This is a genomic window from Bacillus cereus group sp. BfR-BA-01330, assembly GCF_022663885.1.
GTDB classification, from domain to species: domain Bacteria; phylum Bacillota; class Bacilli; order Bacillales; family Bacillaceae_G; genus Bacillus_A; species Bacillus_A cereus.
Window position 1 is genome coordinate 201,870 of sequence record NZ_JAKUGK010000001.1, and the last position, 25,441, is coordinate 227,310.

The following is a 25,441-nucleotide window of genomic DNA, read 5'->3' on the forward strand; positions in this document are numbered from 1 at the left end:
GGACGATATGGATTTATATCGATTTGAAGCTGTGTTAGTAAATAGTATTGTTCCGATTGTTGTTGTTGCTCAAAGTGAAGAACAGGCATTTAAGCTTGCGGAGATTGAGCTTGAAAAGCATTTTTTACCGTTGCCAGAGGTAAAAGAGATTTCTTTGTTTGAAAAAAAGAAGATTCGAAAAGGTGGGGCATTTGTTATCCATGAGTAGAGATCAGTAATACGAAAAAATAAAAACTTCCATTCTTATATACGAATGGAAGTTTCATTTTAATAGAAGAAATGAGGAGAGATGATGGGGAAGGTTTATATTGTTGGAGCGGGTCCTGGCGATCCAGATTTAATTACTGTTAAAGGGTTGAAATGTATTGAGAAGGCAGATGTTATTTTATACGACCGACTTGTGAATAAAGAGCTGCTTTCATACGCAAAGCCTGACGCGGATTTAATTTATTGTGGAAAACTCCCGAATTATCACACGATGAAGCAAGAGACAATTAACACGTTTCTTATTAAGTATGCGAAAAAAGGAAAAGTTGTAACGAGGCTTAAGGGCGGCGATCCATTTGTGTTTGGTAGAGGGGGAGAAGAAGCTGAAGCATTAGCAAAGCAAGGTGTACCATTTGAAATCATTCCTGGTATTTCAGCTGGAATAGCTGCTCCTGCTTATGCGGGCATTCCAGTGACGCACCGTGATGCAAGTGCAAGTTTTGCTATTGTGACTGGGCATAGGAAAGAAGGTGCTGAAGAAGAAGTGAAATGGGAAAGTTTAGCGAAAGGTGTAGAGACTTTAGCGGTATATATGGGGGTTAGTAATTTGCCCTACATATGTGAGCAACTTATGAAGCATGGAAAAGATAAAAGTACGCCAGCTGCTATTATTGAGCAGGGGACGACGTCTATGCAACGCACAGTTGTTGGAACGTTAGGGACAATTGTAGATGTTGCGAAAAAAGAGCAAATTCAAAATCCGAGTATGATTGTAATTGGAGAGGTTGTCCGTTTTAGAGAAAAAATTCATTGGTTTGAGAAGCAGACAGAAAATGCTTATCAAGTAAGTGGAGTGTTGTAAAATGAAAGCCGTCTTATATATATGTCATGGAAGTCGTTTGAAGACAGCGAAAGAAGAGGCGATTCAATTTATTACATCGTGCATGAGCCGTATAGAAGCGACTATTCAAGAAGTTTGTTTTTTAGAGTTAGCGAATCCTTCTATTGAAGATGGTTTTCGTACATGTGTGAAGCGTGGGGCCACTGAGATTATTGCTATCCCTGTTTTTTTATTAGCGGCAGGTCATGTAAAAAAAGATATCCCTTTTGAATTGGAAAAGTTAACTAATCAATTTTCGGATGTTAAAGTGACCTATGGTAATCCGTTTGGTGTATCAGAAACACTTGTTAAATCGGTGTATAGCGGAAGTGGCATCGAACAGGAAGATAAAAATGAAGTGACGTTACTTCTTGTTGCAAGAGGGAGCAGTGATCCTGAAGTATTAAGAGATATAAACTGGATTGCTTCTTTATTTCAAACAAAAGAGAAGGTTAAAAAAGTAGAAGTTTGTTATTTAGCGGCTGCAGAGCCAAAATTTGAGGAGAAGTTAAAGGAAGTTGTAGAACGAAAAGAAAAGAACATCGTTGTACTGCCTTACTTGTTATTTACAGGTTTACTTATGAAACATATTGAGAAAGAAGTGTGCCAATATGAAGTGGAAGAGATAAAAATCAGTCCATATTTAGGGAAGAATGAAGCGTTTCAAGATATGTTAATTCAGAAAACGACGGAGTTATTGAAAGGAGATCAGTATGTATCCACTTACAGTGCGAGTTAATGAGAAACGCGTTGTTGTTATTGGCGGGGGAAAAGTTGCAGGATTTAAAATTATTCCTTTACTCAAACAGGGTGCGGATATAGTTGTGATAAGTCCAGAATTAGATGCGAATTTAGTAAAACTTGTGGAAGAAAAGAAAATTCGTTGGTATCAAAGAGAATATGAAAAAAGTGATATTAAAAGTGCTTTTTTAGTTGTTGCAGCGAGTAGTGATTCAATATTAAATGAACAAGTTGCTGAAGATGCCGCTGAGAATCAATTAGTAAATGTTATTACAAATCCGGAAAGTGGTAATGTTCATTTTCCGGCAGCGATTCATCGTGGTTTACTTAATATAGCAGTTTCTACTGGGGGAGCGAGCCCGAAGCTCGCAAAAAAAATTCGAGATGATATTGCAAATAAATATGATGAGACATATGAATCGTATTTAGATTTTTTATATGAAGTAAGGTTGAAGTTAAAAGATTTACAGTTAGAAAAGAGGGAACGAAATATATTGCTCCAAGAAGTGTTGAAATCAGTATATGTGCAAAATGAGGGGAAAAGAGAAAGTTTTTTACGTGAGTTAGAGGAAAAGGTTTTAAAATAATAAAAGATAAAGTGCGCTTTACAAATGTAAAAATATAATTTATAATCACAAGTAACTTCAATAGATGAAATCGATGAGCAAGAAGAGTACGTATATTTGATGCGTTCAGAGAGCTGGGGTTAGGTGGGAGCCCGGTACGATAAAATATACAGAATGGGCTTGCGAGAGGTATGTTGAACATTGTAGTAGGCAACCCGGGTTCCGCCGTTAAAAGGATAGAGTATCGGAATTATTCCTGTACTTGAACAAGTGGGATTTATCAATCCAATTGAGGTGGTACCACGGTATTTACATTACATATATCGTCCTCTACATGCATATTTGCGTGTAGGGGACTTTTTTATTTTCTAAAGGAGGTGTGCGAGTATGAAATGAAAGTGTATAATTAACAAAAGTTTAAATATTCAGAAAAGGAGAAATTATGATGAAAGAAACACAGCAATGGACGTCGAAAATAGGCTTTGTACTCGCAGCAGCCGGAGCCGCAGTAGGTCTTGGTGCGATATGGAAATTTCCATATGTTGCAGGTAATGGCGGGGGAGGCGCATTCTTCCTTGTATTTTTACTATTAACTTTATTTATAGGTATGCCTCTTCTAATAGCGGAGTTTGTTATTGGACGTAGCACGCAAAAAGAGGCGGTTACAGCTTATAAAGTACTAGTGCCAAATAGCAAATTATATCCTTGGATTGGTCGTATGGGAGTTGTTACTTGTTTTAGTGTACTATCTTTTTATAGTGTTGTAGGTGGATGGATTTTACTTTATTTATATTATAGTGTGACAGGAAGTTTCTGGAATGGTGCAGCTGATTATGGACAATTGTTCGGTGAAACGATTTCAAATCCATTAAGTGCGATTGGAGCACAATTTATCTTTATGCTTTGTACGATTTTTGTTGTAAGTAAAGGTGTAGAGAAAGGTATAGAAAAGGCAAGTAAGTACATGATGCCGCTATTATTTATTTTATTTATTGCGATTATTGTTCGTGCGTTAACACTCGATGGTGCTTTTGCTGGAGTAGAGTTCTTCTTAAAACCAGATTTTTCAAAGCTTACAGCAGATACAATTTTATATGCGATGGGACAATCTTTCTTCTCGCTAACTGTAGGTGCCTCGGTAATGGTAACGTATAGTTCGTATTTAAAGAAAGAGGAACATTTAGCGAAATCGGCAACATCTATTGTAAGTTTAACTGTTTTTGTTACAGTACTTGCAGGATTAGCAATTTTCCCAGCGATTTTCGCATTAGGAGTTAAACCGACTGAAGGACCGGGATTACTGTTTATCGTCCTTCCAGCAGTATTTGCAAAAATACCATTTGGTCAATTTTTCTTTATTATGTTTTTAATTTTATTCTTCTTTGCGACTTTAACATCAGCAATTTCAATGCTTGAAATTGTAGTAGCATCTGTTGCGAAAGGTAATGAGAAGAAGCGTCCGTCAGCATCATTATTAATTGGTATTCTTATTTTTGCAGTCGGTATTCCATCAGCGTTATCATTTGGGATTATGAGTGACGTGAAAATATTTGGGAAAACATTCTTTGATTTAGTCGACTTTTCGGTAAGTAACGTATTGCTGCCGTTAGGAGTACTAGCTATTTCATTATTTGTACCAAATAAAATGAGTAAAGAGTTGTTGATGAAAGAATTAGAAGTGACGGAAACGAAAGGGAAAACGTTATTTAACATTTGGTTCTTCTTACTTCGTTATGTTATTCCGGTAACTGTAATAATTGTATTTTTAAATGCGATAGGTGTATTTAAAATGTTTGCATAAAAAAAGGCGGGGATCTCCCGTCTTTTTTTATGTTGATGAATGTAATAGACGATTATACGCTTTATAGGCTGTGGTGACTGCGAGGAATGAACCGATTAAAAATAAAACTGAGCCGCCAAATGTAAATATCCGGCCAATATACGTTTCTCTAGCTTCTTCTATTTTTTGTTGTAATTGCGTATTCATATGGATCACCTCGTAAACTATAGGCATTTAGTTATAGTCTATGTAGAATGCCTATATTGTGTGAAGTGTAAATAAAAAACCTCGGTAGGCACCGAGGTTTTTTATAATCCGATATAAGGAGATGGGTCAACTGCGTTTGTCTTGCCGACATTCCATTCTCCAAGATGAAGTTCGAAGTGTAAATGTTGTCCGTATGATTGGCCCGTATTCCCCATAAATCCAAGCTGATCGCCTTGTTTTACAGTTTGTCCATTCGATACAGAACGACTATTCATATGAGCATATACTGTCGTATATGTTTTTCCGTTTATACGGTGAGATAAATACACTACGTTTCCGTAACTAGATGATAATTCTGAGCGAATAACAACGCCATCTGCAGCAGCGATAATTGGAACCGTTCCCGAAGCAGCGATGTCAATTCCTTTATGGTTATCTAAAGAACGTACACCAAATCCAGAAGTTTTTGATCCAGCTGCTGGTTTGATAAAACCACCGATATTTGTATCATGTGGTGTTGGGGCCGCTTGAGCAGATTTAGTAGCTTGTTGTTTGCGAGCCTCTTCTGCCTGGCGGGCTTCTTCCGCTTTACGAGCTTCTTCCGCCCGTTTTTCTTCTTCAATTGCTTTTTGAACAGCTTGACGTTGATTTTCTAAAATGCCCTTGGATTCTTCTAATCCTTCAATCTCTGAATCTACTTTTGCTACTTTCGTATGTAGATCGTTAATAAGAGTTTGTTGCTGCTGTTGGTTATTTTGTAATTCTTGTTGTTTTTGTTCTAGTTTTTGTTCAGAGTCTTTCAGTTGTTGTTCTTTTTTCTCAACAGCCTCTTTTTCTGTCGTTACAGCATTTTGATCAGATGTTTGTTTTTTTACAATATCTGTATCGTTGTTTAATATTAAACTTACGGAGTACATATTATCAACAAGATCAGCAATGTTTGTAGAGTTTGTTAATACTTCTGTAATGATATTTGTACGCGGTTTTTCTTGCATAGATTGTAATCGTTGTTTAATAACTTCCTGACGTGTATCTATGTTTGTTTGTAATTGTTCTATATGTTTCTTTTTGTCAGTAATTACTTGTTGTGTTTTGCTAATTTCTTTTTTTGTATCGTTTAATTCAGTCTCATTTTTATTAATGGAAGTAGTTAATTCATCGATTTTCTTCTGTAATTCTTGAATTTCTTTTTCTATTTGTTCTTTCTCGACTGATTTATTTTGTAAGTCACTTTGTTTGCCTTCTAATTCAGATTGAATGTTAGATAATTTATCTTGATTCGTTTCAGCGTATACGGGTGAAAGTAACGGGGAAGCAAAAATCGTTCCTGCTGCTAAAACACTAAACGCTGCAAATTTCTTTTTCATTGTTGTCTGACTCCTTTCCCTATGAATGTTATATATCATAAGAAGAAGGGTGTCTATCGTTGTAATCATAATGTAAAGAAAATTTTATAAAATTGCTAAGTTTTGTCGGAATTTATCATTTTTCAACTGTAATTGTCATAGTGCTTACATTTTATTCATATGTGTAACAAAGGTATATTTTGGAATTTTCCTGTAAAATGAAGGAGGAAAGTAATCGTTTTTATGAGGTGAAATATTACTTGGAAAGCTAATAAAACACTAGTGAGGAATCGTTCTCATGTGAGGTTTTCTGACATGGGTCTGCTTTTTGTCAAGAAAATTATTTGCGTTCGGGCAAAGTTATTTTGTTGTCAGATTTAAATTTTTGATTTATGATTTTTAACAGGGACAAAATGTAGTGAATTGTCGAATAATATGTAATACTCTTAATTTCTTAGTTTTATAGAGATAGAATGAGAGATAGAGTGACACATCGAAGAGGGGGTTACAACAAATATGAAAAGAATAGGACTAGCATGGCAAATATTAATAGGACTTGCGCTTGGTATTGCGGTTGGGGCGATTTTCTTTGGCAATCCAGCAGTGGTGAGTTATTTACAACCAATTGGTGATATTTTCATCCGATTAATTAAAATGATCGTTGTGCCAATTGTTGTAGCAAGTATTGTTGTTGGGGTTGCTGGTGTTGGCGATGTTAAAAAATTAGGTCGACTAGGCGGAAAAACAATTATTTACTTTGAAATCATTACAACAATTGCAATTATTGTCGGTCTATTAATAGCGAATATTTTCCAACCAGGAAAAGGCGTAAATATGGAGCAGTTAACAAAGACAGATATTTCGAAATATACACATACGACAGAGCAAGTACAAAGTCATTCATTTGCAGATACATTTGTAAATATTGTTCCAACGAACATTATGAAGTCGTTAGCTGACGGAGATATGCTAGCTATTATCTTCTTCTCTGTACTATTTGGTTTAGGTGTAGCAGCAATTGGTGAAAGAGGAAGACCAGTTCTTCAATTTTTCCAAGGTGTGGCTGACGCAATGTTTTACGTAACAAACCAAGTTATGAAATTTGCACCATTTGGTGTATTTGCACTAATTGGTGTTACAGTTTCTACATTTGGTCTTGCTTCATTAATTCCATTAGGGAAATTACTAATTGTCGTATATGGAGCAATGATCTTCTTCGTCGTAGTTGTCTTAGGACTTACAGCGAAAATATTTGGAATTAACATTTTCCAATTCTTTAAGATTTTAAAAGACGAGCTGATTTTAGCGTATTCTACAGCAAGCTCAGAAACAGTTTTACCAAAAATCATGGAGAAAATGGAGAAATTCGGTTGTCCGAAAGCAATTACATCTTTCGTTATTCCGACAGGTTATTCATTTAACTTAGATGGATCAACTTTATATCAAGCAATTGCGGCTATTTTCTTAGCGCAAATGTACGGTATTGATTTATCTATTACACAACAAATTACATTGTTGCTTGTATTAATGGTTACATCAAAAGGGATCGCAGGTGTACCGGGCGTATCATTCGTTGTATTATTAGCGACACTTGGTACAGTAGGTATTCCACCTGAAGGCTTAGCGTTCATTGCTGGTATTGACCGTATTTTAGATATGGCTCGTACAGCAGTTAACGTTGTAGGAAACTCTTTAGCAGCTGTAGTTATGTCTAAGTGGGAAGGTCAATATGACGCTGAAAAAGGACAAGCTTATTTAAAAGAGATTTCTGAAAAGGGTCAAGCGGCTTAATTATAATATGAACAAGCTCTCACATAATATGTGGGAGCTTTTCTGTATATAGAAGAGGAGCAGACATAATGAAACGAAAATATGGTGACGGTTCTTCGTGGAAGAGACTAATAGAAAAGAGTTATACGGTTAAGCAAGTGGAAGAGGGAATGCTCGGAATACTGGATATAAAAAAGGTGAGAGAGCCTAGTTGTAAAGAATATGATGGTGAAGAACTTTGTATTGCAGCAGATCAGTATACGTGGATTCAATATTTCATAGACGGGAAAAACTTTGCGATTACCGCTATGTTAGATGATCAGAAAAAATTAGTGCAATATTATATCGATGTAGCGAAAGAATATAAAATAGACGATCGTGGTTTACCGTATTTTGATGATTTATATTTAGATGTAGTATTATTATCTAGCGGTAAGGTGTATGTATTAGATGAAGAGGAGCTAGAGGATGCTTATAAAAGTGGTGATGTCACGAAGGAAGAGTATGAGCTAGCTTGGCACACTACGAAATGGATATTAGCAACAATAAAAAATAGTGAATTTTATTGGATTTCAATATTGGAAGAAGAAATCGAAAAGTTAAAATGATTGTTGTATTCAAATTTTTGTATAATTACCAAAAAAATCTATACAAAAAATAATTGACTTTTGTTTTGTAAGCGAGTAAAGTTAGGGAAGAAATTATTATTAAAAAATAAATATGAAACCTTCTTATAAAGAGAGGCGGAGGGACTGGCCCTACGATGCCTCGGCAGCGGACTCGATTTCAGAGTGCTGTGCCAAATCCAGCAAGCGTGTGCTTGAAAGATGAGAAGAGTGTTTCTTATAGATGTATAAGACCTCTTCTCATCGGAAGAGGTCTTTTGTTATTCATTAGAAAAAGGTTGAAACTAGGGAGAGATGGTACTTTGAAAGAAACGAGAGGAAATGGTTTAGCTTTATTACCACTTGGAATATTTTTGGCGCTATTTATTGGTTCTGGAATTATTACAGGTGATTTCTATAAATTGCCGATACTTGTAGCGATTTCAATTGCTGTAGGAGTCGCTTTAGTGATGAATCGTAAAGAAAGTTTTAATGTGAAAGTAGAGCGGTTCGCTAAAGGTGCAGGAAATCCGGATATTATGATTATGGTATTAATTTTTGTGCTTGCAGGTGCGTTTTCTGAAACTGCTAAAGGAATGGGCGGAGTAGACTCAACTGTTAATTTAGCGTTAACTATTTTACCGCCAGGATTTATCGTAGCTGGAATCTTTGTTATTGGTGCATTTATTTCATTAGCGATGGGAACTTCAATGGGAACAATTGCAGCATTAGCGCCGATTGCTGTAGGTATTAGTGGTCAAACTGATATCTCAATTGCGCTTGCAATGGCTACTGTTGTTGGCGGAGCGATGTTTGGTGATAATTTATCATTTATTTCAGATACAACAATCGCAGCTGTTCGTTCACAAGGAACAGAAATGAAAGATAAGTTTAAAACGAACTTTTTAATTGTGTTACCAGCGGCTATTATTACAATTGTACTATTAGTAATAGTTACTTCAGGAAGTGACACGCAGATTAAAGCACATAGCTTTGATTGGATAAAGATTTTACCGTACGCAGGAGTACTTATTACAGCGCTACTTGGCTGGAATGTACTTATTGTATTAACTGGTGGAACTGTACTATCTGGTGTTATCGGCCTTATAGATGGAAGTTACACGTTAGAAAGTTTCTTTAAAAGTGTAACGACTGGAATGGGCGGTATGATGGAGTTAGTATTACTTGCTATATTAATTGGCGGTATGGTTGAATTAATCCAATATAATGGTGGTATTCAATATTTAATGAATGTATTAACACGTAATATTCGTTCGAAAAAAGGAGCGGAATTTGGTATTGCTGGTTTAGTGAGTATGACGAATATGTGTACAGCGAATAATACGATTTCAATTATCTTTACAGGCCCGCTTGCAAAAAATATTGCAGATCAATATGAAATAGATCCTCGTAAATCAGCGAGTGTATTAGATCTTTTCTCATGTTGTGTGCAAGGATTAATTCCGTACGGTGCCCAAATGTTAACGGCAGCAGGATTTGCAGCGTTATCTCCGGTTGAATTGTTGCCATATGCATTTTATCCAATCTTAGTTGGAGTATGTGGGATTGTTTCTATTTTAATTGGGTTTCCAAGGTTTTCGAAAGTAGCTGAGAAAAAAGAGTATCATAAAACAGCTTAATTTAATATGAATGTTAGTAATTAAAAAACGTGCAGAGAATAGACTCTGCACGTTTTTTTGCGTAAAGGGCTGAATATGACTCGGTCTTAAGTCTGAGTTAAAAACGGTTCTTAAGCTCGTTATGGAAAGATGAAAAAATAGTTAAGATAAGAGTATCAAATCGAAGGGAGGCAAGCACAAGATGAAACAATTTCTAGCGTTTATCGCAGCCGGTATTTTGGCTTTAATTGCTCTTGGTAGTCTTGCTGGTATTGTAGGATTCGCAATCGGAGCAGGAGTTGTATATTGGAGCTATAAATCATTTGTGCGAGCTAAATCATTTTTTGGAAAGTTAGCTTGGGGTATTGTGGGTTTAATCGGTTTATCCATTGCACTTTCTCATTCGCCAGCATTAATCGGTATCGCTGCTTTAGTGGTTTTATACTACGGATACCGTGAGTGGAAAAAAGAAAAAGATGTAGTTGTTGAATCTGCTCCAGAAAGTTCTAAACCATATAGTAACTTTGAAGATGAGTGGAACAAATTAATGAAAAACTAAAACAATAAATCAAATTATAAATAAAGTAGAAGAGAGGAAGATTTATAATGAAACAATCTTTATTCGGACGTGTACGCGATGCAATTTTAGCTGATTTTCATAACGTGTTAGATGAGAAGGAAAGAAAAAATCCAATTGCGATGTTAAACCAATATTTACGTGATAGTGAGCGTGAAATAACAAAAATTGAGAAGTTAATTGAGCGTCATAAAACATTAAAATCTAATTTTGCTCGTGAGCTTGAGCAAGCACGTTATTTCGTTAATAAAAGATCAAAGCAAGCTATCATTGCTCAAGAAGCAGACGAATTACAATTGCACGAACGTGCGTTAGAAGAGGTAGCTTATTATGAAGGGCAAGTAACTCGATTAGAAGAAATGTATGCAGGTGTTGTAGAGCAACTTGATGAGTTAGAGCGTCGTCTTTCTGAAATGAAAAATAAATTAAAAGAAATGCACGCAAAGCGCATGGAACTAATGGCACGTGAAAATATGGCACATGCAAATCGTCGTATGAATACTGCGATGCATAAAATGGATGAAAATAATCCGTTCTTACGATTTGAAGAGATTGAAGATCATATTCGTGACTTAGAAACTCGTATGAATGAAGAGCATGAGCGTGACACGTTTGATATGAAAATTGCAAAACTTGAGCGTGAAATGAAAGAAAAGAATGATGTATCGTTAACGAAAGAGTTAACAAAATAATAGTAGTATATTATAAAACAGGCTTATGATATAGTGATAGGAGAAAAGGTGTTGGAAAGCAATGCCTTTTCTTCTATGTATATGTGACAAGAAGGGGGGAGCTGAAATGAAGAAACATTTTTCAAAGACACAATTAATGGGGATGCTCCTCATCATATTTGGATTCGGTCTTTTTCTTGATATGATACTTGGACATTTTGAACCAGGTGGTCTCATTTTTGCATTTATTATGCTTATGTTTGGAAGGCATTATCGTAAAAAGAATCGTTATGTACGGGGAAATGTATTTTTATTTGTTGGTGGTATCGTATTTTTATTTTTCTTATTTTCATCAGCAGCATTTGTTCTTGTCGTATTTGCTTGTTTAGCTTTAATTGGTTATCAATTGATTCAACAAGGGCATCAGCAAAAAGCAATGAAGGTTGAAATTAAAGAAAAAGGGATTATAGACGAAGAGAAGCAAATATATCGTACAGAAACATATTTGAAAAATATGTTTGTAGGCAATGTACGAATGATGGATCATATTTATGAACTTGAGGATATTAATGTTCAATATGGTGCTTGTGATGTGGAAATAGATTTAACAACTGCTATGATTCCAGAAGGGGAAACGGTAATTGTTATTCGGGGTGTCGTTGGTAATATTCGTTTATATGTGCCATATGATATTGAACTTTCTTTAAATCATTCTGTTATTGTCGGACGTGTGCTCTTGCCAGGTCATGAAGAGACAGGGTTTAACCGCAATGTTACATTTAGAACAGAGCAGTATAAAGAGGCTCCTCGTCGTATTAAAATTATTTCTTCGCTTGTCGTAGGCGACACGGAAGTGAGGAAAGTATAATGAAGAAACAAAAAAATATTTCGTGGATGTATATTCGTTATTCTATGTTGTCCTCTGTTAGTATCGCACTCATTTGTACAATTGTATATGTATGGAAAAGCGAGCAACAAGTGTATGATTTATTATGGAAGGAATCCATCGCTTCTGTTCCAATTGGCTTGTTTATTATGACTACAAGTTTACTTATCGGGGGAATTGTAGGATATGCAATCGGTTATTATATAGAGCAGCGTATACAAGGATTAAATACTTTTCTATTTGAAGTAGAGCGAGGGAATTTTCCGAGCGATGTTTCGTTTACTGCAGATGATGAATTTCATGAAGTGGAACGAAAAGTAATCGTTCTGGCTCGTCGATTAGAGGAGCAAGCTGGACTCTTTCAAAAAGTAACGAATGAACGAGCTCATTGGAATGAAGAGATGAGACAAGAAGCGATTTCTCAAGAAAGGCATCGTTTAGCAAGGGAGTTGCATGATTCAGTAAGTCAGCAGCTTTTCGCAATGTCGATGATGATGTCAGCGATTAATGAACAAATAACTGAATTTCCAGATGTGACAAAAAAACAATTGCAACTTGTTGAAAATATGGTTGTAAATGCTCAATCAGAAATGAGAGCATTGCTCCTTCATTTACGTCCTGTACAATTGGAAGGTAAGAAACTGACAGAAGGTATAGAGGAATTATTAACGGAATTATCGCGAAAACAACATATGAAAATTGAATGGCTTATTGAGCCAATAGAATTAAAAAAAGGTGTAGAAGATCATTTATTCCGTATTGTGCAAGAAGCGCTATCAAACACGTTGCGACACGCGAAGGCAAAGAAAACAGAAGTGCGCCTTCGAAAAATTGATCAATATGCGATTTTAAAAATCATTGATGACGGCGTTGGGTTTGAAGTAGGGGTTAATAAGGCTGGTTCATATGGCCTAAGATCGATGCAAGAGCGTGTTCATGAAATTGGTGGGACACTTAAGGTACTTAGTTTCCCGGCCAAAGGTACACAAATAGAAGTAAAAGTACCGATCATGATTGAGAGAGGGGGAGAAGTATGATAAAAGTATTGCTTGTCGATGATCATGAAATGGTTCGTATGGGTGTATCGGCATATTTATCTACACAGCCAGATATTGAAGTAGTAGGGGAAGCTGAGAATGGAAGAAAAGGATCAGAATTAGCATTGCAATTAAGGCCGGATATTATTTTAATGGACCTTGTTATGGATGAGATGGATGGTGTCGAAGCAACACGTGCTATTATTCAAGAATGGCCAGAAGCAAAAATTGTAGTTGTAACAAGCTTTTTAGATGACGAAAAATTGTATCCTGTTATTGAGGCTGGGGCGACCAGTTACTTATTAAAAACATCAAGAGCAAGTGATATTGCTGATGCTGTACGAGCTACTTATGATGGAGAAACAGTATTAGAGCCGAAAGTTACCGGGAAAATGATGTCCCGTATGCGTCAAAAGAAAGAGCAACCTTTGCATGATGATTTAACGGAAAGAGAGTTTGAGATTTTGTTATTAATTGCAGAGGGAAAAAGTAATCAAGAGATTGCGGACGAGTTATTTATTGCACTGAAAACGGTAAAGACACATGTGAGTAATATATTAAATAAATTGAATGTAAGTGACCGTACTCAGGCGGTTATTTATGCATTTAGGCATCAATTAACGAAGTGATAAAGTGAAACTTTAATCAGTGGGGAGGTTGTTCCTCTCCCACTGATTATCAGCCCTCACCAATCGGGCTTTTACGGGCAGTTAATGCGGGATAAAGTAAAACTTTAATTGGTGGGGAATTCCTCGCTGATTATTGGCTCGATACAATATAGATTTGGCGTTAAAACAATTGAATGTTTTTATTGACGATAAAAAATGTAAGCGTTATCATTGAGGCAACAGAGGAATACTATTTATTTTTAGTAAAGCAAGAAGAGCGCTATGATGTTGTCAAGGTAGAAACAGTTGATACAAATATTGAATATTATACGAAGGCTTATAAAATAAGCAGTTTTAATCATGCTGCGTATCAAATGTAAAAAAACTCCCTTTTGGGAGTTTTTTAGGAGGCTTTTACTTCGTGAGATTCGGTTACTAATGGAACTTTTTTCGTACCGCTTAACCTAGCCGTTGCAAGACCAATAAGACCTCCTACTAATGCTGGTATTAGCCAGCCGATTCCTTCATTATATAAAGGGATAAATTCAAAATATGGTGTGATAAATGAAACTGAAATACCACCTTGTTTTAATCCATCAAATACGCTCACTACAGCTGCTCCAATTAAAGCACCTACATAAACAGAGCGATATCCACCGAAGTATTTATGAAGTAATGATAGTAGTACGAGTACAATCGCAATTGGATACACAACAAGTAGAATTGGAACAGAGATTGCGATAATTTTCGTTAAACCTAAGTTGGCAACTAGTAATCCTAATGCGCAAATGATACTCGCGAACGTTTTGTATGAAAATGTAGTCAATAATGTTGAAAAATATTGGCTGCACGCAGATACGAGTCCAACGCATGTCGTTAAACAAGCGAGTGTAACGATAAGAGATAATAGGAGCAAACCGTATGGACCGAATAATTGTTGTACGATAACAGTAAGTAGCTGTCCGCCATTTTTTGCATATCCGAGCGAGACGCTAGTTGCCCCAAGCCAGCCGAGTGCACCGTATACAAGTACGAGCCCTGTAGCGGCAATAAGCCCTGCTTTTGCTGTGGCGATGGCAATGGACTTACGATCATTCACACCTTTAGAGCGAATTGCATTTACAACGATAATTCCGAATGCAAGTGCTGAAATAGTGTCCATTGTTAAGTAGCCTTCCATAAAGCCTTTGAAGATTGGAGAAGTTTGATACTCTTGCATCGCTGGTCCTGATTGCCCAAGTGGTGTAAATACACTTTTAACAAATAATAAGAAAATAGAGAGTAATAAAATAGGTGTTAATACATTTCCAATACGATCAACAAGTTTAGATGGATTCAAACTCAGCCAAAATACGATAGTAAAGAAGATGATTGTATATACAAATAGCACTAGGCTGCTAGAGCGGATTGTTTCTGGCAAGAAAGAACTAACCCCCATTTCATAAGCGACATTTGCAACACGTGGGATGCCCATGGATGGACCGATGGCAATGTATACAACTACTGTAAAGAAAATTCCGAATAATGGATGGACATGACTTGCAAGTTGCTGCATTCCATTTCCTGATAGAGAAATTGCGATAACAGTAAGTAGTGGCAAGCCAACTCCTGTTAGTAAAAATCCAATCATTGCTGGCCAAAAGTTTTCACCTGCGTTTTGCCCAAGCATGGGAGGGAAAATTAAATTACCTGCCCCAAAAAATAAAGAAAATAGCATAAGACCCGTGAAAAAAATATGTTTTTTTGATACAGTGTTCATTGTTTTTCCTCCTTTTTCATTCATTTGTAAGAACACAAAAAACTCGTCCCTAAAGAAAGGGACGAGTTATATTTACCCGCGATACCACCCTAATTTACACATGTAGAAATAAATCTATATGTATACGGCTTTGCAACGTACAACATGATACGTGTTCCTTGTAACGGGGGACGGCCGGTAAGAACTTACTGTAACATTCGGTTCTACTTCTCGGAGATGATTTTCGGTTACGCACTGAACGTTGGCTTTCAGCAAATCGCCAACTCTCTGGGGAACAGTTCTATAACGTACTCGTTCTCGTCAATGAATTTTTATTCAAGTATTCTGACAGTATTGTTGCATGTTTTTTTTAGAAAGTCAATATGTTTTTTTGAAGATATATTTATATATGGAAATATCGAAAGTGATATTCGTTGTTGCAAAAGGAATAATGAATTGTAAAATAGGAGTAAAAATTTGCGGAGAATTGTAAAATTTATAGAGAAAGTTGATATTTATAGGAGTAAAGAAGGGATTGTTTGAATTTACAGAGAATAATACAACAATCCACTTGCTGGAAAGAACAAACCAAAAGAGGTGACTGAAATGCTTGCGATGGGAGTATTATTTGGCATTATTGCTATAATTGGTTTTATGTGGTTATATTATTCGCGTTCGTTTAAACAAGCAGAAGTTTTACTCTTTCAAAAAGGTAGTTTATTGACAAATCAGTCTAGATATTTAGTATGTCCGAAGTGTGGAAGTGCACAGGCCAGAAGTGGAGGATATCAAGAGTGTTGCAAAATTAGATTATGAAAGGAAGGAAGCCTCACATTATTTTGTGAGGCTTCCTTCCTTACAACTTCATGGCGCTCCAAATTGTCCATCGATCTCTTTCAATAATAGGAGAGACGTTTTGTAATGCGGTCTGTATATGTTGTAGAAGTTGAGAAAGTTCATCATCTGTTAACTCATATAGAATGGATCGACCTGTTCGAGGAGATAAATCTTGCAATAATGCTTCTACAGAATCATGTATTTTTCGTATTTCCCATTGTGTTTGTGCGGGAAGTACATGAAGAGAATGTTTTTGTAATTCTGTCTGTATAGTGTTGGTTTTTGGACGTCTTTTTGACTCTATTTCAATAAGTTTTGGAAATAGAGAGAAAAAATATCCGCGAATGTGTTCGGGACTTCCTGGAATTGTACAATCTTCAATTGTTCGATCTTGTAAAATAAGTACACCGTTTTTATTTAATATACGAGAAGCTTCACGTAAAAATGTAGGAATGTCTTGTAAATGATGAATAACTGCACGCGAAATAACTATGTCGAATGTTTCATTAGGGTATGGGATATTATGTGCATCACCGTGGATGAATGAAATGTTTGAAAAGTTGTTACAATTTTCTTTTGCAGCTTGTAATATTTCTTTTGAAAAATCAAGTCCCACAACATTTTTGGCTCCCATAAGAGCGAGTTCTTTCGTATAAATCCCACCACCACAGCCGATATCAATTATTTGCTTGTTTTGTATTTCTGTAATGTTTTTTACCATTTCAGCCCAAGAAATATGAGCGTTTCTTGTTGCATATGTGTACTTATTATTTTCATCATGAAAATTAATGGACATGATAAAGACCTCCTTTCAATGATTAGTATAGCGTATTTAATAGGATGTCACGTTTTTGTTTTATGTATGAAGATTATAAGGATTTCTTATCGTAAGAGGAGGATTAATTTGAAAGGGAAATATGTATTGGTGTTGTTGTTTGTTATGTTACTAGCAGCTTGTGGTCAAGTTGAGCCGAAAAAAGAAACAAAAAAAGTAGAAGAGACGGTGAATGAAGTGAAAGAAACAATAGGGGTAACCGTTATACAAAAAAAACATAAAGAGAAAAAGTTGCAGGAATCAGAAGCGAAGTTAGTAATAGACATTTTGAATAAAGCTGAGAAACAAGAAATAACAGGAAGCTTCGGTGAACCTGAATATGAAATACAAATTAGTAGAGATGGGAAAAAAGAAACTTATTATGCATGGTTAAGGGGAGAAGATAGACGAGGATGGGTGCAATATAAGAAAGCTATGTATATGTTGAATGAAAAAGATACGGAAAAGCTTTTGGATATATTTCCAAATGTCTCAGAACAAAAAGAAGATGAGATGCAGGTAAGCCCTTTAACAGAAGTAACAAAAAAAGATTTACAGATTACCGCATTTCATATTAAAACAGGCGATCAAAACGTGAATTATACGGTACGGTATACGATTTCACAATCACTATACAATAAGTTAGTGAAGGAGCAAGAATATTATTTGCAACTCAATTTTCCAGAAAAAGTTCAAAAATTAATTGGAGCAAAAGAGAGTGAAATAATTTTAGGTGAAAAAGTAAAGGAAGGGTATAAGCAATATGAATTGCATGCTACTGTTCTGATAAAAAGCGCTTCAGAATCACAATTAAAATCATTAGAAACATATTACGAAAATTATGATTTGAAAATATTAAACAGTGAAAAAGAAAAAATAGGTGTGTTTCAAAATATAATTCAGATTGTTAAAGATTATGGTGAAAAAATGAATTTTCAAAGATAAAGTGAGACTTTAATTAGCCCGTACGGATTGGAATGAATGTAAACTCGTCAAATCTATATGGCCTTTCCTAGGAAATGATAATAGAGAGGGGAAAGCACCCCTCTCTATTACTTTGCTTTTGCAGATGGCTCATTCATTGATTTTCGTGTAATAAGAAAAGAAATCATAAGAGCGGAAAGGATGACAAGGGCAATAAATACGTGATTGGGCAACAAATCTAATAATAATACGTAACTAACGGTATAAAAAATAAGAGTTGAAGCTAAAAACGATAGAGCACCTATTATAAGAGATTGTAAATTCATTTTTGTACACCTCCTTTTATTTGTATTTTTGGCTGAAAATGGATTATATAAACATTATTTCTAACAATAGAAAAAAATATGTCATAATAGAGAAAAGAACAAGCTTTAATGAATGAATATGATTCATTAATGAGAGATAAAGGAGAGGAATATGAAAAATAATAAAAAAGGATTATGGGGAATTATTGTTGCGATAGGTCTATTTTTACTGTCTAAGTTAAAGTGGGTATTTGCAATTTTTAAATTAGCAAAGTTTTCAACGGTATTTAGTATGTTTCTATCGCTTGGCGCATACGCAGTTCTATATGGTTGGAAATTTGGAGTGGCGCTCATTTATTTGTTGTTTGTTCATGAAATGGGCCATTTATGGGCTGCGAAAAGAAAGGGGATCCCAACATCGCCAGCAATCTTTATTCCATTTATGGGGGCCCTTATTGGAATGAAAGAGATGCCGAAAAATGCGAAAGATGAAGCTTACATTGCCTATATGGGTCCGCTTTTCGGACTTCTGTCATTTTTACCAGCGATACCGCTTTATATAATGACGAAAGAGCCATTTTGGGCGCTTGTTATTTTGCTTGGAAGTATGATTAATTTCTTTAATTTAATTCCCGTTTCGCCGCTAGATGGTGGGCGAATTATTTCAGTTGTCAGTACTAAAATTTGGGGAGCAGGCCTTATTTTATTACTTGGCTATTCAATTTACTTTAAAAGTATTTTGGGAGGATTTATTGTTATTATCGGTTGTATGGAGTTATATAGAGTAATAAAGAGAGATGAGCCGATTAAGGAATTAGGGCATAAAATTGATGGGATGAAAGAATATGTTACTAGGCTTGAAGAGGAATTAAAAGAAACGGGTGCTGTACATCGGACTATATACGTGATGCATCATGAGATGAATGCATTAAGACAAAGAGAACGGGAAAAAGAGTTACAAATAGGTGAACTTCAAAAAATGGAAGTGTTAGAGTATCTTTTACCGAAGTTCGAACCGTTAGATTATGTTCCATATGAAGGTGAAAAAGATGAGTATACAATTCACATAAGGGAAGCATTTGAAGCGTCAGAAAGAAAATTAAATGAATGGAAAACAGAAAAGGAACAACAAGAAAACTATTATAAAGTGGATGCGAAAACGAAATGGACAGTATTTGCTTGTTATATCGGATTAATGGCTATACTCGGTTACACAGCTTATGAAGGATATATTGTTTTACAAGAACATTTGCCAACGAGAAATGTATAGAAAAATATTGTCGAAATGATAGGAAGAATTTATACAGGAATTATATTTCTACGAGAGAAAGTTACAAGTATAGTCATACATTGTAATATTTTTAGTAGAGAAGGAGTTCTGTATATGAAGAAATTGTTAAGTGTATTCGGGATTATTATCGTGATGATCATTGCGAGTTATAGTCTTATGAAAGTGCTGTTACATTATGCGAATAAGCCTGCTGAGGTAAATACAATAGCTCAAATAGAAGATGTGCAAGAAGAGACAAAAGTGCTAGATTTTATTCGAATGACACATGAAAGCTATAATAATTTCTTAAATTATGGTAAAGCAGAGAATTATACAGACGGGGATTGGAATCAATTTAAGCAATGGTTTCAACAACAAGAACAATCTTTAAAAAATATACATACGGAAATAAAGAATGAAAAAATAAAACGCGATGTAAATAGAAGCTATGAAATTGTAAAAAAAGGTGTGGAACTTCAAAATATTGAGTATGTAGTGTATGCCCACCGTGTATATCATGACTTGGATATTATCGTAAATAAATATAGAGGTGAAACGAATATCTGGGGGTATACGGAGTTTGGCGATGGGAAAGATATAAAAGTAATCGAACAAGCTATACAAACAAAATAATAAGCTAGCTAGAATTCTAGTTAGCTTATTTTCTTTTGTAAATGCAATGTTCATATATTATTCACAAAAACATCGTGTTAATAGTGATTAAAATCACAATCTGCATTATAAGATTCAGTTAAACTAAAAACAGTTAAGGAAATAGAGGAGTGGGATACAATGTTAAGTGCAAAAACAATTGAAATCGTAAAGTCAACAGTACCATTATTACAAGAAAAAGGTGTTGAAATTACAACGAGATTCTATCAAATTTTATTTTCGGAACATCCGGAATTGTTGAATATTTTCAACCATACGAATCAGAAAAAGGGAAGACAACAACAAGCGTTAGCGAATGCTGTTTATGCAGCTGCAACGTACATTGATAATTTAGAAGCAATTATTCCAGTTGTAAAACAAATTGGTCATAAGCATAGAAGTTTAGGGATTAAAGCTGAGCATTATCCGATTGTAGGTACATGTTTACTACGTGCCATTAAAGAGGTCGCAGGTGCACCTGATGAAGTTTTAAATGCATGGGGAGAAGCATATGGTGTAATTGCTGATGCATTCATTAGCATTGAAGCAGAGATGTATGAAGAAGCTGCACATAAAGAAGGTGGATGGAAAGACTTCCGCAACTTTGTGATTGTAAAAAAAGTGAAGGAAAGCGATGTTATTACGTCATTTTATTTGAAACCTGAAGATGGAGGGAAAGTTTCTTCATTCATCCCAGGTCAATATGTAACGATTCAAATCAATATTGAAGGTGAGACATATACACATAATCGTCAATACAGTTTATCCGATGCTCCTGGGAAAGAATATTATCGTATTAGTGTAAAAAAAGAAAAAGGTGTAGATACACCAGACGGTAAAGTGTCTAATTACTTACATGGACATGTAAAAGAAGGAGATGTTTTACCAGTAAGTGCACCAGCGGGAGATTTCGTGTTAAATATGGATTCAACATTACCAGTTGTACTAATTAGTGGTGGAGTAGGGATTACACCGATGATGAGTATGTTAAATACGTTAATTGAACAAGATTCAAAACGTAATGTATATTTTGTTCATGCAGCAATAAATAGTAATACACATGCAATGAAAGAACACGTTAAGGCAGTTGAAAATGAATATGAACAAGTTAAAGCATATACTTGTTATTCTGCACCGACTGAAAAAGATTTAGAAATGAAGAACTTTGATAAAGAAGGTTTCATTGAAAGTGAATGGTTAAAAACTATTATTCCGACAACTGAAGCAGAGTTCTATTTCTGTGGTCCAGTAGCATTTATGAAGCATATAAATGCTGCACTAACTGATTTAAGTGTGAAACAAGAGCATATTCATTATGAATTTTTCGGCCCAGCAACAAGCTTACAATAAGCAAAAAAACGAGGTATTTATTTTACCTCGTTTTTTATTTGTTCTCGTAATAAACGGTTTACTGTTTCACGGCGTATACCTATCAGTTGGCCAATTTCGGTTTGTGTTAATATTTCATATATAGGAATGTCACCTAAATATAGGGTGAACCATTCTTGTAAACGATGAAGACGTTCTTTCGGAGAGACGGTTGTCAATTGATCAATTCGTTGTTGCATCATTCTTAATTTAGATTGCAATTGCATAGCAATGTTAGCATACGATTCGGAATTTGCTTGAAGTCTCTCATACCATTCACTACTAGTGATCGGTTCCACTTCTGTTTTTATTAAAGCGATAGCTGTACCGTGATATTCTTTCGGTGAAATTAAAGAATGATGAGGTATCGTTTCACCTGGAACGATAATGTTGAATAAAAATGGTGTTCCGTTTTCTTCTAGCCGAACTACTTTTAATAAGCCTGTTTTTATAAAGTATAAAGGACCGTCCTCGCCTTGACGGAATAGTACATCTCCTTTGTGTAGAATCAATGTTAGCCCCCCATTAATATGTTTCTATTTCTTCTATTTTAGCGTATATGTATATAGACAATATGCTATTTCAACAGCAATTTCATTGACGAAATGTATGCTATTACAGTAGTATACTATTTAGTGTGTAATAGTACTAGCAATGAATACGCTGTAGGGGGTTTAGTATATTGTTAGATGCGATGAGAATGACGGATATGAGAATTCCGGCGAATGCTATCATTCATGTAGAAGAGATGAAAGGTGGAGTCGTTTTATCCGTTGAAGTAGACGGCCAAATTATTTATACGATGGCTTATGATGAAGAAACAGATAGTTATGCTGAATTATATGATCGAAAGGATAAGAGGGCGTGCCAAGTACATGAAGACTTCATGGGATGGTCACTTCTTCACTAAAAAAGATGTCAATATGACATCTTTTTTTATTAAATCGATAGAATATACAAAGAAATGAAATATAAGGATAAAATTTGTAATAATTGATTTTGCATTGTTAGCACTCTGTAACTGCAAGTGAACTATTTTTTCGCTATCATAAAGATAACAGTCGCAGTTATAGGAGTGGTCAACTTGAAGAAAGTACATATTTCAAATTATATGTTATTATGTGTTTGTTTAATTTTATTTGTTCTCCTCGGAGGATTTTTATATTCATGTGTATAAGAAAAACGCATTCTAAAAAGAATACGTTATAAAAGGGAAATAATGATTAATCTAGTTCCAAGAATAATTAACGTAATACGCAATAAATTAATTACGGCGTTACCACTTAGTTTTGTATTAATGTAAGCCCCGATTTTTCCGCCAATCCATGCACCCGGAATCAGGATTAATGCATAAATCCAGCTGACATTTCCAAGTGAGATGTGAGTTGCAGAACTTACAATTGCTGATAGAAATACGATGAACATTGAAGTTGCTACTGCAATATGTGCTGGGAATGCAAAAAGAAGCATCATTGCTGGAACAAGTAAGGCACCGCCACCAATTCCAAATAATCCAGATATAAACCCAACTATAAAAGCGATAAAGATAGCAAGAAACGGTGGGAATTGGTAGTGTACAGTATTTCCATCATTATCTGTAAAAGAACGCTTAATTACAGACGTATTTGAGAGGGAAAGAGGTTTTAATTTGTCTCGAAGCATAAGTAGAATTGAGACGAATATAAGGAAAATCCCAAAGTATAAAGAAAATGTGTCTTGGTTTAAAAATTTATTTGCCCATGATCCGATAATACCACCAGGGCCGCTTCCGATAAATAAAATAAGTCCACTTTTATAATCTACTCGCTTATGCTTCATGTAAGTAAGGGTGGAAGATAGTCCTGTGAAAACGACTGTTACCATAGAAGTCCCTACTGCAAGTTGTGGTGATAAACTGTGTAATCCAATTAATAACGGAACAATAATAATTCCGCCTCCAAGCCCAACTAGGCTGCCGACTGTTCCGGCGATTAGTCCGATGAAAAGTAACATGATGTATTCCAAAATTGCCAACTCCTCTAAATAACTTATCCATCAATTATTATACACGCTTTTTAATGAGAAATAGGCTTGTTCACAAAAAAGTCGTCTTCCTAGAAAAATAAGGAAGACGACTTTTGATTAGAAAACAAAATGTAATAGGTAGTAAAACAGAGCAGCTAAAGAAGCTGAAATAGGAAGTGTAATAACCCATGTAATTAACATACGTTTTGCAGTTCCCCATTTTACCCCTTTCACACGGTGAGAAGCACCAACCCCTAAAATAGAAGAAGAGATAACGTGCGTCGTACTAACCGGTAAGTGAATGAATGTTGCACCGAAAATAACAAGTGATGATGATAAATCGGCAGCTACACCATTTACAGGACGAATTTTCATAATTTGTCCACCGACAGTTTTAATAATTTTCCATCCACCGACAGAAGTACCAAGCCCCATTGCGATAGCACAAGATAATTGTACCCAGAACGGGATATCGCTAGAAGTATGATAGTTATTAGCCATAAGAGCCATCGTAATGATTCCCATTGCTTTTTGTGCATCATTCGTACCGTGTGTGTAGGCTTGTAATGCTGCAGTGAAAATCTGGAATATACGGAAGTTCTTATTCGTTTTTGTTAAGTTAAAGTTTTTAAATACTACTTTAAAAATACTGTATACGATATAACCAATAACGAAAGCGATAATCGGTGAAATGATTAAAGCTTCAATAATTTTAATAAATCCTTTAAGATTTAGCGAGCTAATCCCAGCGGCCGCAATTGCTGCACCTGCGATTGAGCCGATAATTGCATGCGAAGAACTACTTGGAATACCGTAGTACCAAGTAATTAAGTTCCAAGCTATCGCCGCAAGCAAAGCAGCTAAAATTACAAGAGAACCATTTTGTAAGGCGAATGGATCAACGATATCTTTTGTAATCGTTTTTGCTACACCTGTAAATGTCATTGCGCCTAAAAAGTTCATAATAGCCGCCATAATAATGGCATGTCTAGGCTTTAGAGCTTTCGTTGAAACAGCCGTTGCAATAGCGTTTGCTGTATCGTGAAATCCATTGATAAAGTCAAAAGCTAAAGCGCAAATGACTACTAAAACGGTCAGTATCAAGAGTGTATCCATGATCAAACTCCTTACGCGTTCTTCATAATAATTGTTTCTAATACGTTTGCAACGCTTTGACAGCTATCAGCTACTTCTTCAAGCTCTTCGTAAATCTCTTTAAATTGAATAATCTTAATCGGATCTTTTTCACGAGAGAATAAGTTCTTAATCGCATGACGGCGAATATCATCACACTGTGATTCATAATCCTTAATTTTAATCGCATTTGTACGAATGTCGACTAATTTTTTGTTAGACATTAATTCAACAGAGTTTGCAATCTCAATCGCACATTGATTAATTGCTTCTACGAATTTAATCATGTATTCATCAGCTTCTGTAATAGAATACATTTCGAACAGACCAGCACTGTGATCTAATCCGTCTAATACATCATCCATACTCATTGCAAGTTGTAGGATGTCCTCACGCTCAATCGGAGTGATAAACGCTTTGTTTAACTCCATAATGATTTCGTGAATAAATGAGTCACCTTTTGACTCATACTCTTTCATGCGCATAGAAAACTCTTTTAAATCGCTAGCATTTTTAATTTTATACTCCACGAAAAACTGCGCGCCTTCTTTTAAATTTTCGGAAACATTCATTAACATTTCAGAAAATTTATCTTTTTTTGATTTAAAGACCATTATTGTTACCCCCACAAAAGTAATATATGTAAAATATATTGGCTAATCAATTCTAACAAAAAACTGTCGTTTTTTAAAACATTTTATCGAAAAGTTTACAAAAACTTAACATAACTCTCGTTGTTCTATTAATAATATTAATATCCAATAGTGAATATCTTACTTGTAGAATGTCCTTTTCTTGCAAAAAGTATGAATGCAAAAGAAAAGCTTTACACTATAGGAATGACTACGTTATTATAATAAATTTAAAAGGCGGTATATTCTTCCTTTTAAAAAGAA

Annotated in this window: 28 protein-coding genes, 1 pseudogene, 1 riboswitch and 2 other annotated features; of the genes and pseudogenes, 20 read left to right on the top strand and 9 right to left on the bottom strand. The window is 35.3% G+C overall.

What is annotated here, in order from left to right:
• Positions 1 to 7: 7 nt before the first annotated feature.
• The 5 genes from MR112_RS01110 to MR112_RS01130 all read left to right on the top strand — a co-directional run bounded on the left by MR112_RS01110 (position 8) and on the right by MR112_RS01130 (position 4,195).
• Positions 8 to 208 (top strand): DUF3906 family protein, encoded by a 201-nt coding sequence (locus tag MR112_RS01110; protein ID WP_000366914.1) that lies wholly within the window; start codon positions 8 to 10, stop codon positions 206 to 208.
• An 84-nt stretch (positions 209 to 292) separates the two neighbouring features.
• Entirely contained in the window at positions 293 to 1,069 is a 777-nt protein-coding gene (gene cobA, locus MR112_RS01115; protein WP_000521262.1) for a uroporphyrinogen-III C-methyltransferase, read from the top strand.
• A 1-nt stretch (position 1,070) separates the two neighbouring features.
• On the top strand, positions 1,071 to 1,826 hold the full coding sequence (locus MR112_RS01120; protein ID WP_048538177.1) for a sirohydrochlorin chelatase: 756 nt from the start codon (positions 1,071 to 1,073) through the stop codon (positions 1,824 to 1,826).
• Positions 1,801 to 2,415, top strand: coding sequence for an NAD(P)-binding protein (locus tag MR112_RS01125; RefSeq protein WP_000283356.1), 615 nt, complete (start codon positions 1,801 to 1,803; stop codon positions 2,413 to 2,415). The genes MR112_RS01120 and MR112_RS01125 overlap by 26 nt, the downstream gene beginning before the upstream one ends.
• 64 nt (positions 2,416 to 2,479) lie before the next feature.
• Positions 2,480 to 2,728: a binding site (T-box leader), on the top strand.
• Between the two features lie 111 nt (positions 2,729 to 2,839).
• Positions 2,840 to 4,195, top strand: coding sequence for a sodium-dependent transporter (locus tag MR112_RS01130; RefSeq protein ID WP_000665430.1), 1,356 nt, complete (start codon positions 2,840 to 2,842; stop codon positions 4,193 to 4,195).
• A gap of 27 nt (positions 4,196 to 4,222) precedes the next feature.
• Here the strand turns inward: MR112_RS01130 and MR112_RS01135 are convergent, their stop codons facing one another.
• The gene (locus tag MR112_RS01135) at positions 4,223 to 4,381 is read right to left on the bottom strand and encodes a hypothetical protein (protein ID WP_001096001.1); all 159 of its coding nucleotides are present in this window, start codon (positions 4,379 to 4,381) and stop codon (positions 4,223 to 4,225) included.
• A gap of 101 nt (positions 4,382 to 4,482) precedes the next feature.
• Positions 4,483 to 5,748, bottom strand: a complete 1,266-nt coding sequence (locus MR112_RS01140) for a murein hydrolase activator EnvC family protein (RefSeq protein ID WP_000726086.1) — start codon at positions 5,746 to 5,748, stop codon at positions 4,483 to 4,485.
• A 495-nt stretch (positions 5,749 to 6,243) separates the two neighbouring features.
• Here MR112_RS01140 and gltP point away from each other — a divergent pair, with 495 nt between their 5' ends.
• The 9 genes and pseudogenes from gltP to MR112_RS01185 all read left to right on the top strand — a co-directional run.
• Positions 6,244 to 7,518, top strand: a complete 1,275-nt coding sequence (gene gltP, locus MR112_RS01145) for a glutamate/aspartate:proton symporter GltP (RefSeq protein WP_000821134.1) — start codon at positions 6,244 to 6,246, stop codon at positions 7,516 to 7,518.
• A gap of 68 nt (positions 7,519 to 7,586) precedes the next feature.
• The gene (locus MR112_RS01150; RefSeq protein WP_000824664.1) at positions 7,587 to 8,105 is read left to right on the top strand and encodes a ribonuclease FAU-1 family protein; all 519 of its coding nucleotides are present in this window, start codon (positions 7,587 to 7,589) and stop codon (positions 8,103 to 8,105) included.
• Between the two features lie 120 nt (positions 8,106 to 8,225).
• Positions 8,226 to 8,331, top strand: a riboswitch (SAM riboswitch).
• A gap of 94 nt (positions 8,332 to 8,425) precedes the next feature.
• Entirely contained in the window at positions 8,426 to 9,742 is a 1,317-nt protein-coding gene (locus tag MR112_RS01155; RefSeq protein ID WP_000665496.1) for a Na+/H+ antiporter NhaC family protein, read from the top strand.
• Between the two features lie 181 nt (positions 9,743 to 9,923).
• Positions 9,924 to 10,280, top strand: coding sequence for a lmo0954 family membrane protein (locus tag MR112_RS01160; RefSeq protein WP_000808640.1), 357 nt, complete (start codon positions 9,924 to 9,926; stop codon positions 10,278 to 10,280).
• Positions 10,281 to 10,327: 47 nt separating this feature from the next.
• Complete coding sequence (locus tag MR112_RS01165; protein WP_242244728.1) at positions 10,328 to 10,990, top strand: PspA/IM30 family protein; 663 nt, start codon at positions 10,328 to 10,330, stop codon at positions 10,988 to 10,990.
• 106 nt (positions 10,991 to 11,096) lie between these two features.
• Positions 11,097 to 11,837 (top strand): cell wall-active antibiotics response protein LiaF, encoded by a 741-nt coding sequence (liaF, locus tag MR112_RS01170; protein ID WP_000716095.1) that lies wholly within the window; start codon positions 11,097 to 11,099, stop codon positions 11,835 to 11,837.
• Positions 11,837 to 12,892 carry a sensor histidine kinase gene (locus MR112_RS01175; protein ID WP_000744326.1) on the top strand — a complete coding sequence of 352 codons (1,056 nt, stop codon included), beginning with the start codon at positions 11,837 to 11,839 and terminating at the stop codon, positions 12,890 to 12,892. Before liaF ends, MR112_RS01175 begins: the two co-directional genes overlap by 1 nt.
• On the top strand, positions 12,889 to 13,521 hold the full coding sequence (locus MR112_RS01180; protein WP_000598707.1) for a response regulator: 633 nt from the start codon (positions 12,889 to 12,891) through the stop codon (positions 13,519 to 13,521). Before MR112_RS01175 ends, MR112_RS01180 begins: the two co-directional genes overlap by 4 nt.
• A 206-nt stretch (positions 13,522 to 13,727) precedes the next feature.
• A pseudogene (locus MR112_RS01185) lies at positions 13,728 to 13,880 on the top strand (DUF3992 domain-containing protein); the annotation flags it as partial.
• A 23-nt stretch (positions 13,881 to 13,903) separates the two neighbouring features.
• On the opposite strand, the gene brnQ3 reads toward MR112_RS01185, so the two are convergent.
• The gene (brnQ3, locus tag MR112_RS01190; RefSeq protein WP_001099177.1) at positions 13,904 to 15,259 is read right to left on the bottom strand and encodes a branched-chain amino acid transport system II carrier protein BrnQ3; all 1,356 of its coding nucleotides are present in this window, start codon (positions 15,257 to 15,259) and stop codon (positions 13,904 to 13,906) included.
• 54 nt (positions 15,260 to 15,313) lie between these two features.
• Positions 15,314 to 15,572: a binding site (T-box leader), on the bottom strand.
• Between the two features lie 272 nt (positions 15,573 to 15,844).
• Between brnQ3 and MR112_RS01195 the strand changes: the two genes are divergently transcribed.
• Complete coding sequence (locus MR112_RS01195) at positions 15,845 to 16,054, top strand: hypothetical protein (RefSeq protein ID WP_000880630.1); 210 nt, start codon at positions 15,845 to 15,847, stop codon at positions 16,052 to 16,054.
• A 40-nt stretch (positions 16,055 to 16,094) separates the two neighbouring features.
• On the opposite strand, the gene MR112_RS01200 is transcribed toward MR112_RS01195, so the two are convergent.
• Complete coding sequence (locus MR112_RS01200; RefSeq protein ID WP_000026281.1) at positions 16,095 to 16,871, bottom strand: class I SAM-dependent methyltransferase; 777 nt, start codon at positions 16,869 to 16,871, stop codon at positions 16,095 to 16,097.
• Between the two features lie 108 nt (positions 16,872 to 16,979).
• Between MR112_RS01200 and MR112_RS01205 the strand changes: the two genes are divergently transcribed.
• Positions 16,980 to 17,834: a YhfM domain-containing protein gene (locus MR112_RS01205; protein WP_211477975.1), complete on the top strand. Its 855-nt coding sequence runs from the start codon at positions 16,980 to 16,982 to the stop codon at positions 17,832 to 17,834.
• Positions 17,835 to 17,941: 107 nt separating this feature from the next.
• On the opposite strand, the gene MR112_RS01210 is transcribed toward MR112_RS01205, so the two are convergent.
• Complete coding sequence (locus tag MR112_RS01210; RefSeq protein ID WP_001053356.1) at positions 17,942 to 18,139, bottom strand: hypothetical protein; 198 nt, start codon at positions 18,137 to 18,139, stop codon at positions 17,942 to 17,944.
• A 151-nt stretch (positions 18,140 to 18,290) separates the two neighbouring features.
• On the opposite strand from MR112_RS01210, the gene MR112_RS01215 reads away from it, so the two are divergent.
• The 3 genes from MR112_RS01215 (at position 18,291) to hmpA (ending at position 21,389) form a co-directional block, all read left to right on the top strand.
• Positions 18,291 to 19,388 (top strand): site-2 protease family protein, encoded by a 1,098-nt coding sequence (locus MR112_RS01215; RefSeq protein WP_211477976.1) that lies wholly within the window; start codon positions 18,291 to 18,293, stop codon positions 19,386 to 19,388.
• Positions 19,389 to 19,502: 114 nt separating this feature from the next.
• Positions 19,503 to 20,021 carry a hypothetical protein gene (locus MR112_RS01220; protein WP_211477977.1) on the top strand — a complete coding sequence of 173 codons (519 nt, stop codon included), beginning with the start codon at positions 19,503 to 19,505 and terminating at the stop codon, positions 20,019 to 20,021.
• A gap of 159 nt (positions 20,022 to 20,180) precedes the next feature.
• Complete coding sequence (hmpA, locus tag MR112_RS01225) at positions 20,181 to 21,389, top strand: NO-inducible flavohemoprotein (protein ID WP_000947336.1); 1,209 nt, start codon at positions 20,181 to 20,183, stop codon at positions 21,387 to 21,389.
• 17 nt (positions 21,390 to 21,406) lie between these two features.
• On the opposite strand, the gene MR112_RS01230 is transcribed toward hmpA, so the two are convergent.
• Positions 21,407 to 21,919, bottom strand: coding sequence for a Crp/Fnr family transcriptional regulator (locus MR112_RS01230; protein WP_226369076.1), 513 nt, complete (start codon positions 21,917 to 21,919; stop codon positions 21,407 to 21,409).
• 170 nt (positions 21,920 to 22,089) lie between these two features.
• On the opposite strand from MR112_RS01230, the gene MR112_RS01235 reads away from it, so the two are divergent.
• Positions 22,090 to 22,317 carry a hypothetical protein gene (locus MR112_RS01235; protein WP_000883008.1) on the top strand — a complete coding sequence of 76 codons (228 nt, stop codon included), beginning with the start codon at positions 22,090 to 22,092 and terminating at the stop codon, positions 22,315 to 22,317.
• A 293-nt stretch (positions 22,318 to 22,610) separates the two neighbouring features.
• On the opposite strand, the gene MR112_RS01240 is transcribed toward MR112_RS01235, so the two are convergent.
• From MR112_RS01240 to MR112_RS01250, 3 genes are all read right to left on the bottom strand, one after another.
• Positions 22,611 to 23,411 carry a sulfite exporter TauE/SafE family protein gene (locus MR112_RS01240; RefSeq protein ID WP_000455762.1) on the bottom strand — a complete coding sequence of 267 codons (801 nt, stop codon included), beginning with the start codon at positions 23,409 to 23,411 and terminating at the stop codon, positions 22,611 to 22,613.
• A 117-nt stretch (positions 23,412 to 23,528) separates the two neighbouring features.
• Positions 23,529 to 24,527 carry an inorganic phosphate transporter gene (locus MR112_RS01245; RefSeq protein ID WP_000380272.1) on the bottom strand — a complete coding sequence of 333 codons (999 nt, stop codon included), beginning with the start codon at positions 24,525 to 24,527 and terminating at the stop codon, positions 23,529 to 23,531.
• 11 nt (positions 24,528 to 24,538) lie between these two features.
• The gene (locus MR112_RS01250) at positions 24,539 to 25,159 is read right to left on the bottom strand and encodes a DUF47 domain-containing protein (protein ID WP_000231449.1); all 621 of its coding nucleotides are present in this window, start codon (positions 25,157 to 25,159) and stop codon (positions 24,539 to 24,541) included.
• Positions 25,160 to 25,441: the final 282 nt, after the last annotated feature.

Coding starts and splice junctions, on each gene's coding strand:
- MR112_RS01110 (WP_000366914.1), top strand. CDS start 8: ATGGATTTATATCGATTTGAAGCTGTGTTAGTAAATAGTATTGTTCCG.
- cobA (WP_000521262.1), top strand. CDS start 293: ATGGGGAAGGTTTATATTGTTGGAGCGGGTCCTGGCGATCCAGATTTA.
- MR112_RS01120 (WP_048538177.1), top strand. CDS start 1,071: ATGAAAGCCGTCTTATATATATGTCATGGAAGTCGTTTGAAGACAGCG.
- MR112_RS01125 (WP_000283356.1), top strand. CDS start 1,801: ATGTATCCACTTACAGTGCGAGTTAATGAGAAACGCGTTGTTGTTATT.
- MR112_RS01130 (WP_000665430.1), top strand. CDS start 2,840: ATGAAAGAAACACAGCAATGGACGTCGAAAATAGGCTTTGTACTCGCA.
- MR112_RS01135 (WP_001096001.1), bottom strand. CDS start 4,381: ATGAATACGCAATTACAACAAAAAATAGAAGAAGCTAGAGAAACGTAT.
- MR112_RS01140 (WP_000726086.1), bottom strand. CDS start 5,748: ATGAAAAAGAAATTTGCAGCGTTTAGTGTTTTAGCAGCAGGAACGATT.
- gltP (WP_000821134.1), top strand. CDS start 6,244: ATGAAAAGAATAGGACTAGCATGGCAAATATTAATAGGACTTGCGCTT.
- MR112_RS01150 (WP_000824664.1), top strand. CDS start 7,587: ATGAAACGAAAATATGGTGACGGTTCTTCGTGGAAGAGACTAATAGAA.
- MR112_RS01160 (WP_000808640.1), top strand. CDS start 9,924: ATGAAACAATTTCTAGCGTTTATCGCAGCCGGTATTTTGGCTTTAATT.
- MR112_RS01165 (WP_242244728.1), top strand. CDS start 10,328: ATGAAACAATCTTTATTCGGACGTGTACGCGATGCAATTTTAGCTGAT.
- liaF (WP_000716095.1), top strand. CDS start 11,097: ATGAAGAAACATTTTTCAAAGACACAATTAATGGGGATGCTCCTCATC.
- MR112_RS01175 (WP_000744326.1), top strand. CDS start 11,837: ATGAAGAAACAAAAAAATATTTCGTGGATGTATATTCGTTATTCTATG.
- MR112_RS01180 (WP_000598707.1), top strand. CDS start 12,889: ATGATAAAAGTATTGCTTGTCGATGATCATGAAATGGTTCGTATGGGT.
- brnQ3 (WP_001099177.1), bottom strand. CDS start 15,259: ATGAACACTGTATCAAAAAAACATATTTTTTTCACGGGTCTTATGCTA.
- MR112_RS01195 (WP_000880630.1), top strand. CDS start 15,845: ATGCTTGCGATGGGAGTATTATTTGGCATTATTGCTATAATTGGTTTT.
- MR112_RS01200 (WP_000026281.1), bottom strand. CDS start 16,871: ATGTCCATTAATTTTCATGATGAAAATAATAAGTACACATATGCAACA.
- MR112_RS01210 (WP_001053356.1), bottom strand. CDS start 18,139: ATGAATTTACAATCTCTTATAATAGGTGCTCTATCGTTTTTAGCTTCA.
- MR112_RS01215 (WP_211477976.1), top strand. CDS start 18,291: ATGAAAAATAATAAAAAAGGATTATGGGGAATTATTGTTGCGATAGGT.
- MR112_RS01220 (WP_211477977.1), top strand. CDS start 19,503: ATGAAGAAATTGTTAAGTGTATTCGGGATTATTATCGTGATGATCATT.
- hmpA (WP_000947336.1), top strand. CDS start 20,181: ATGTTAAGTGCAAAAACAATTGAAATCGTAAAGTCAACAGTACCATTA.
- MR112_RS01245 (WP_000380272.1), bottom strand. CDS start 24,527: ATGGATACACTCTTGATACTGACCGTTTTAGTAGTCATTTGCGCTTTA.
- MR112_RS01250 (WP_000231449.1), bottom strand. CDS start 25,159: ATGGTCTTTAAATCAAAAAAAGATAAATTTTCTGAAATGTTAATGAAT.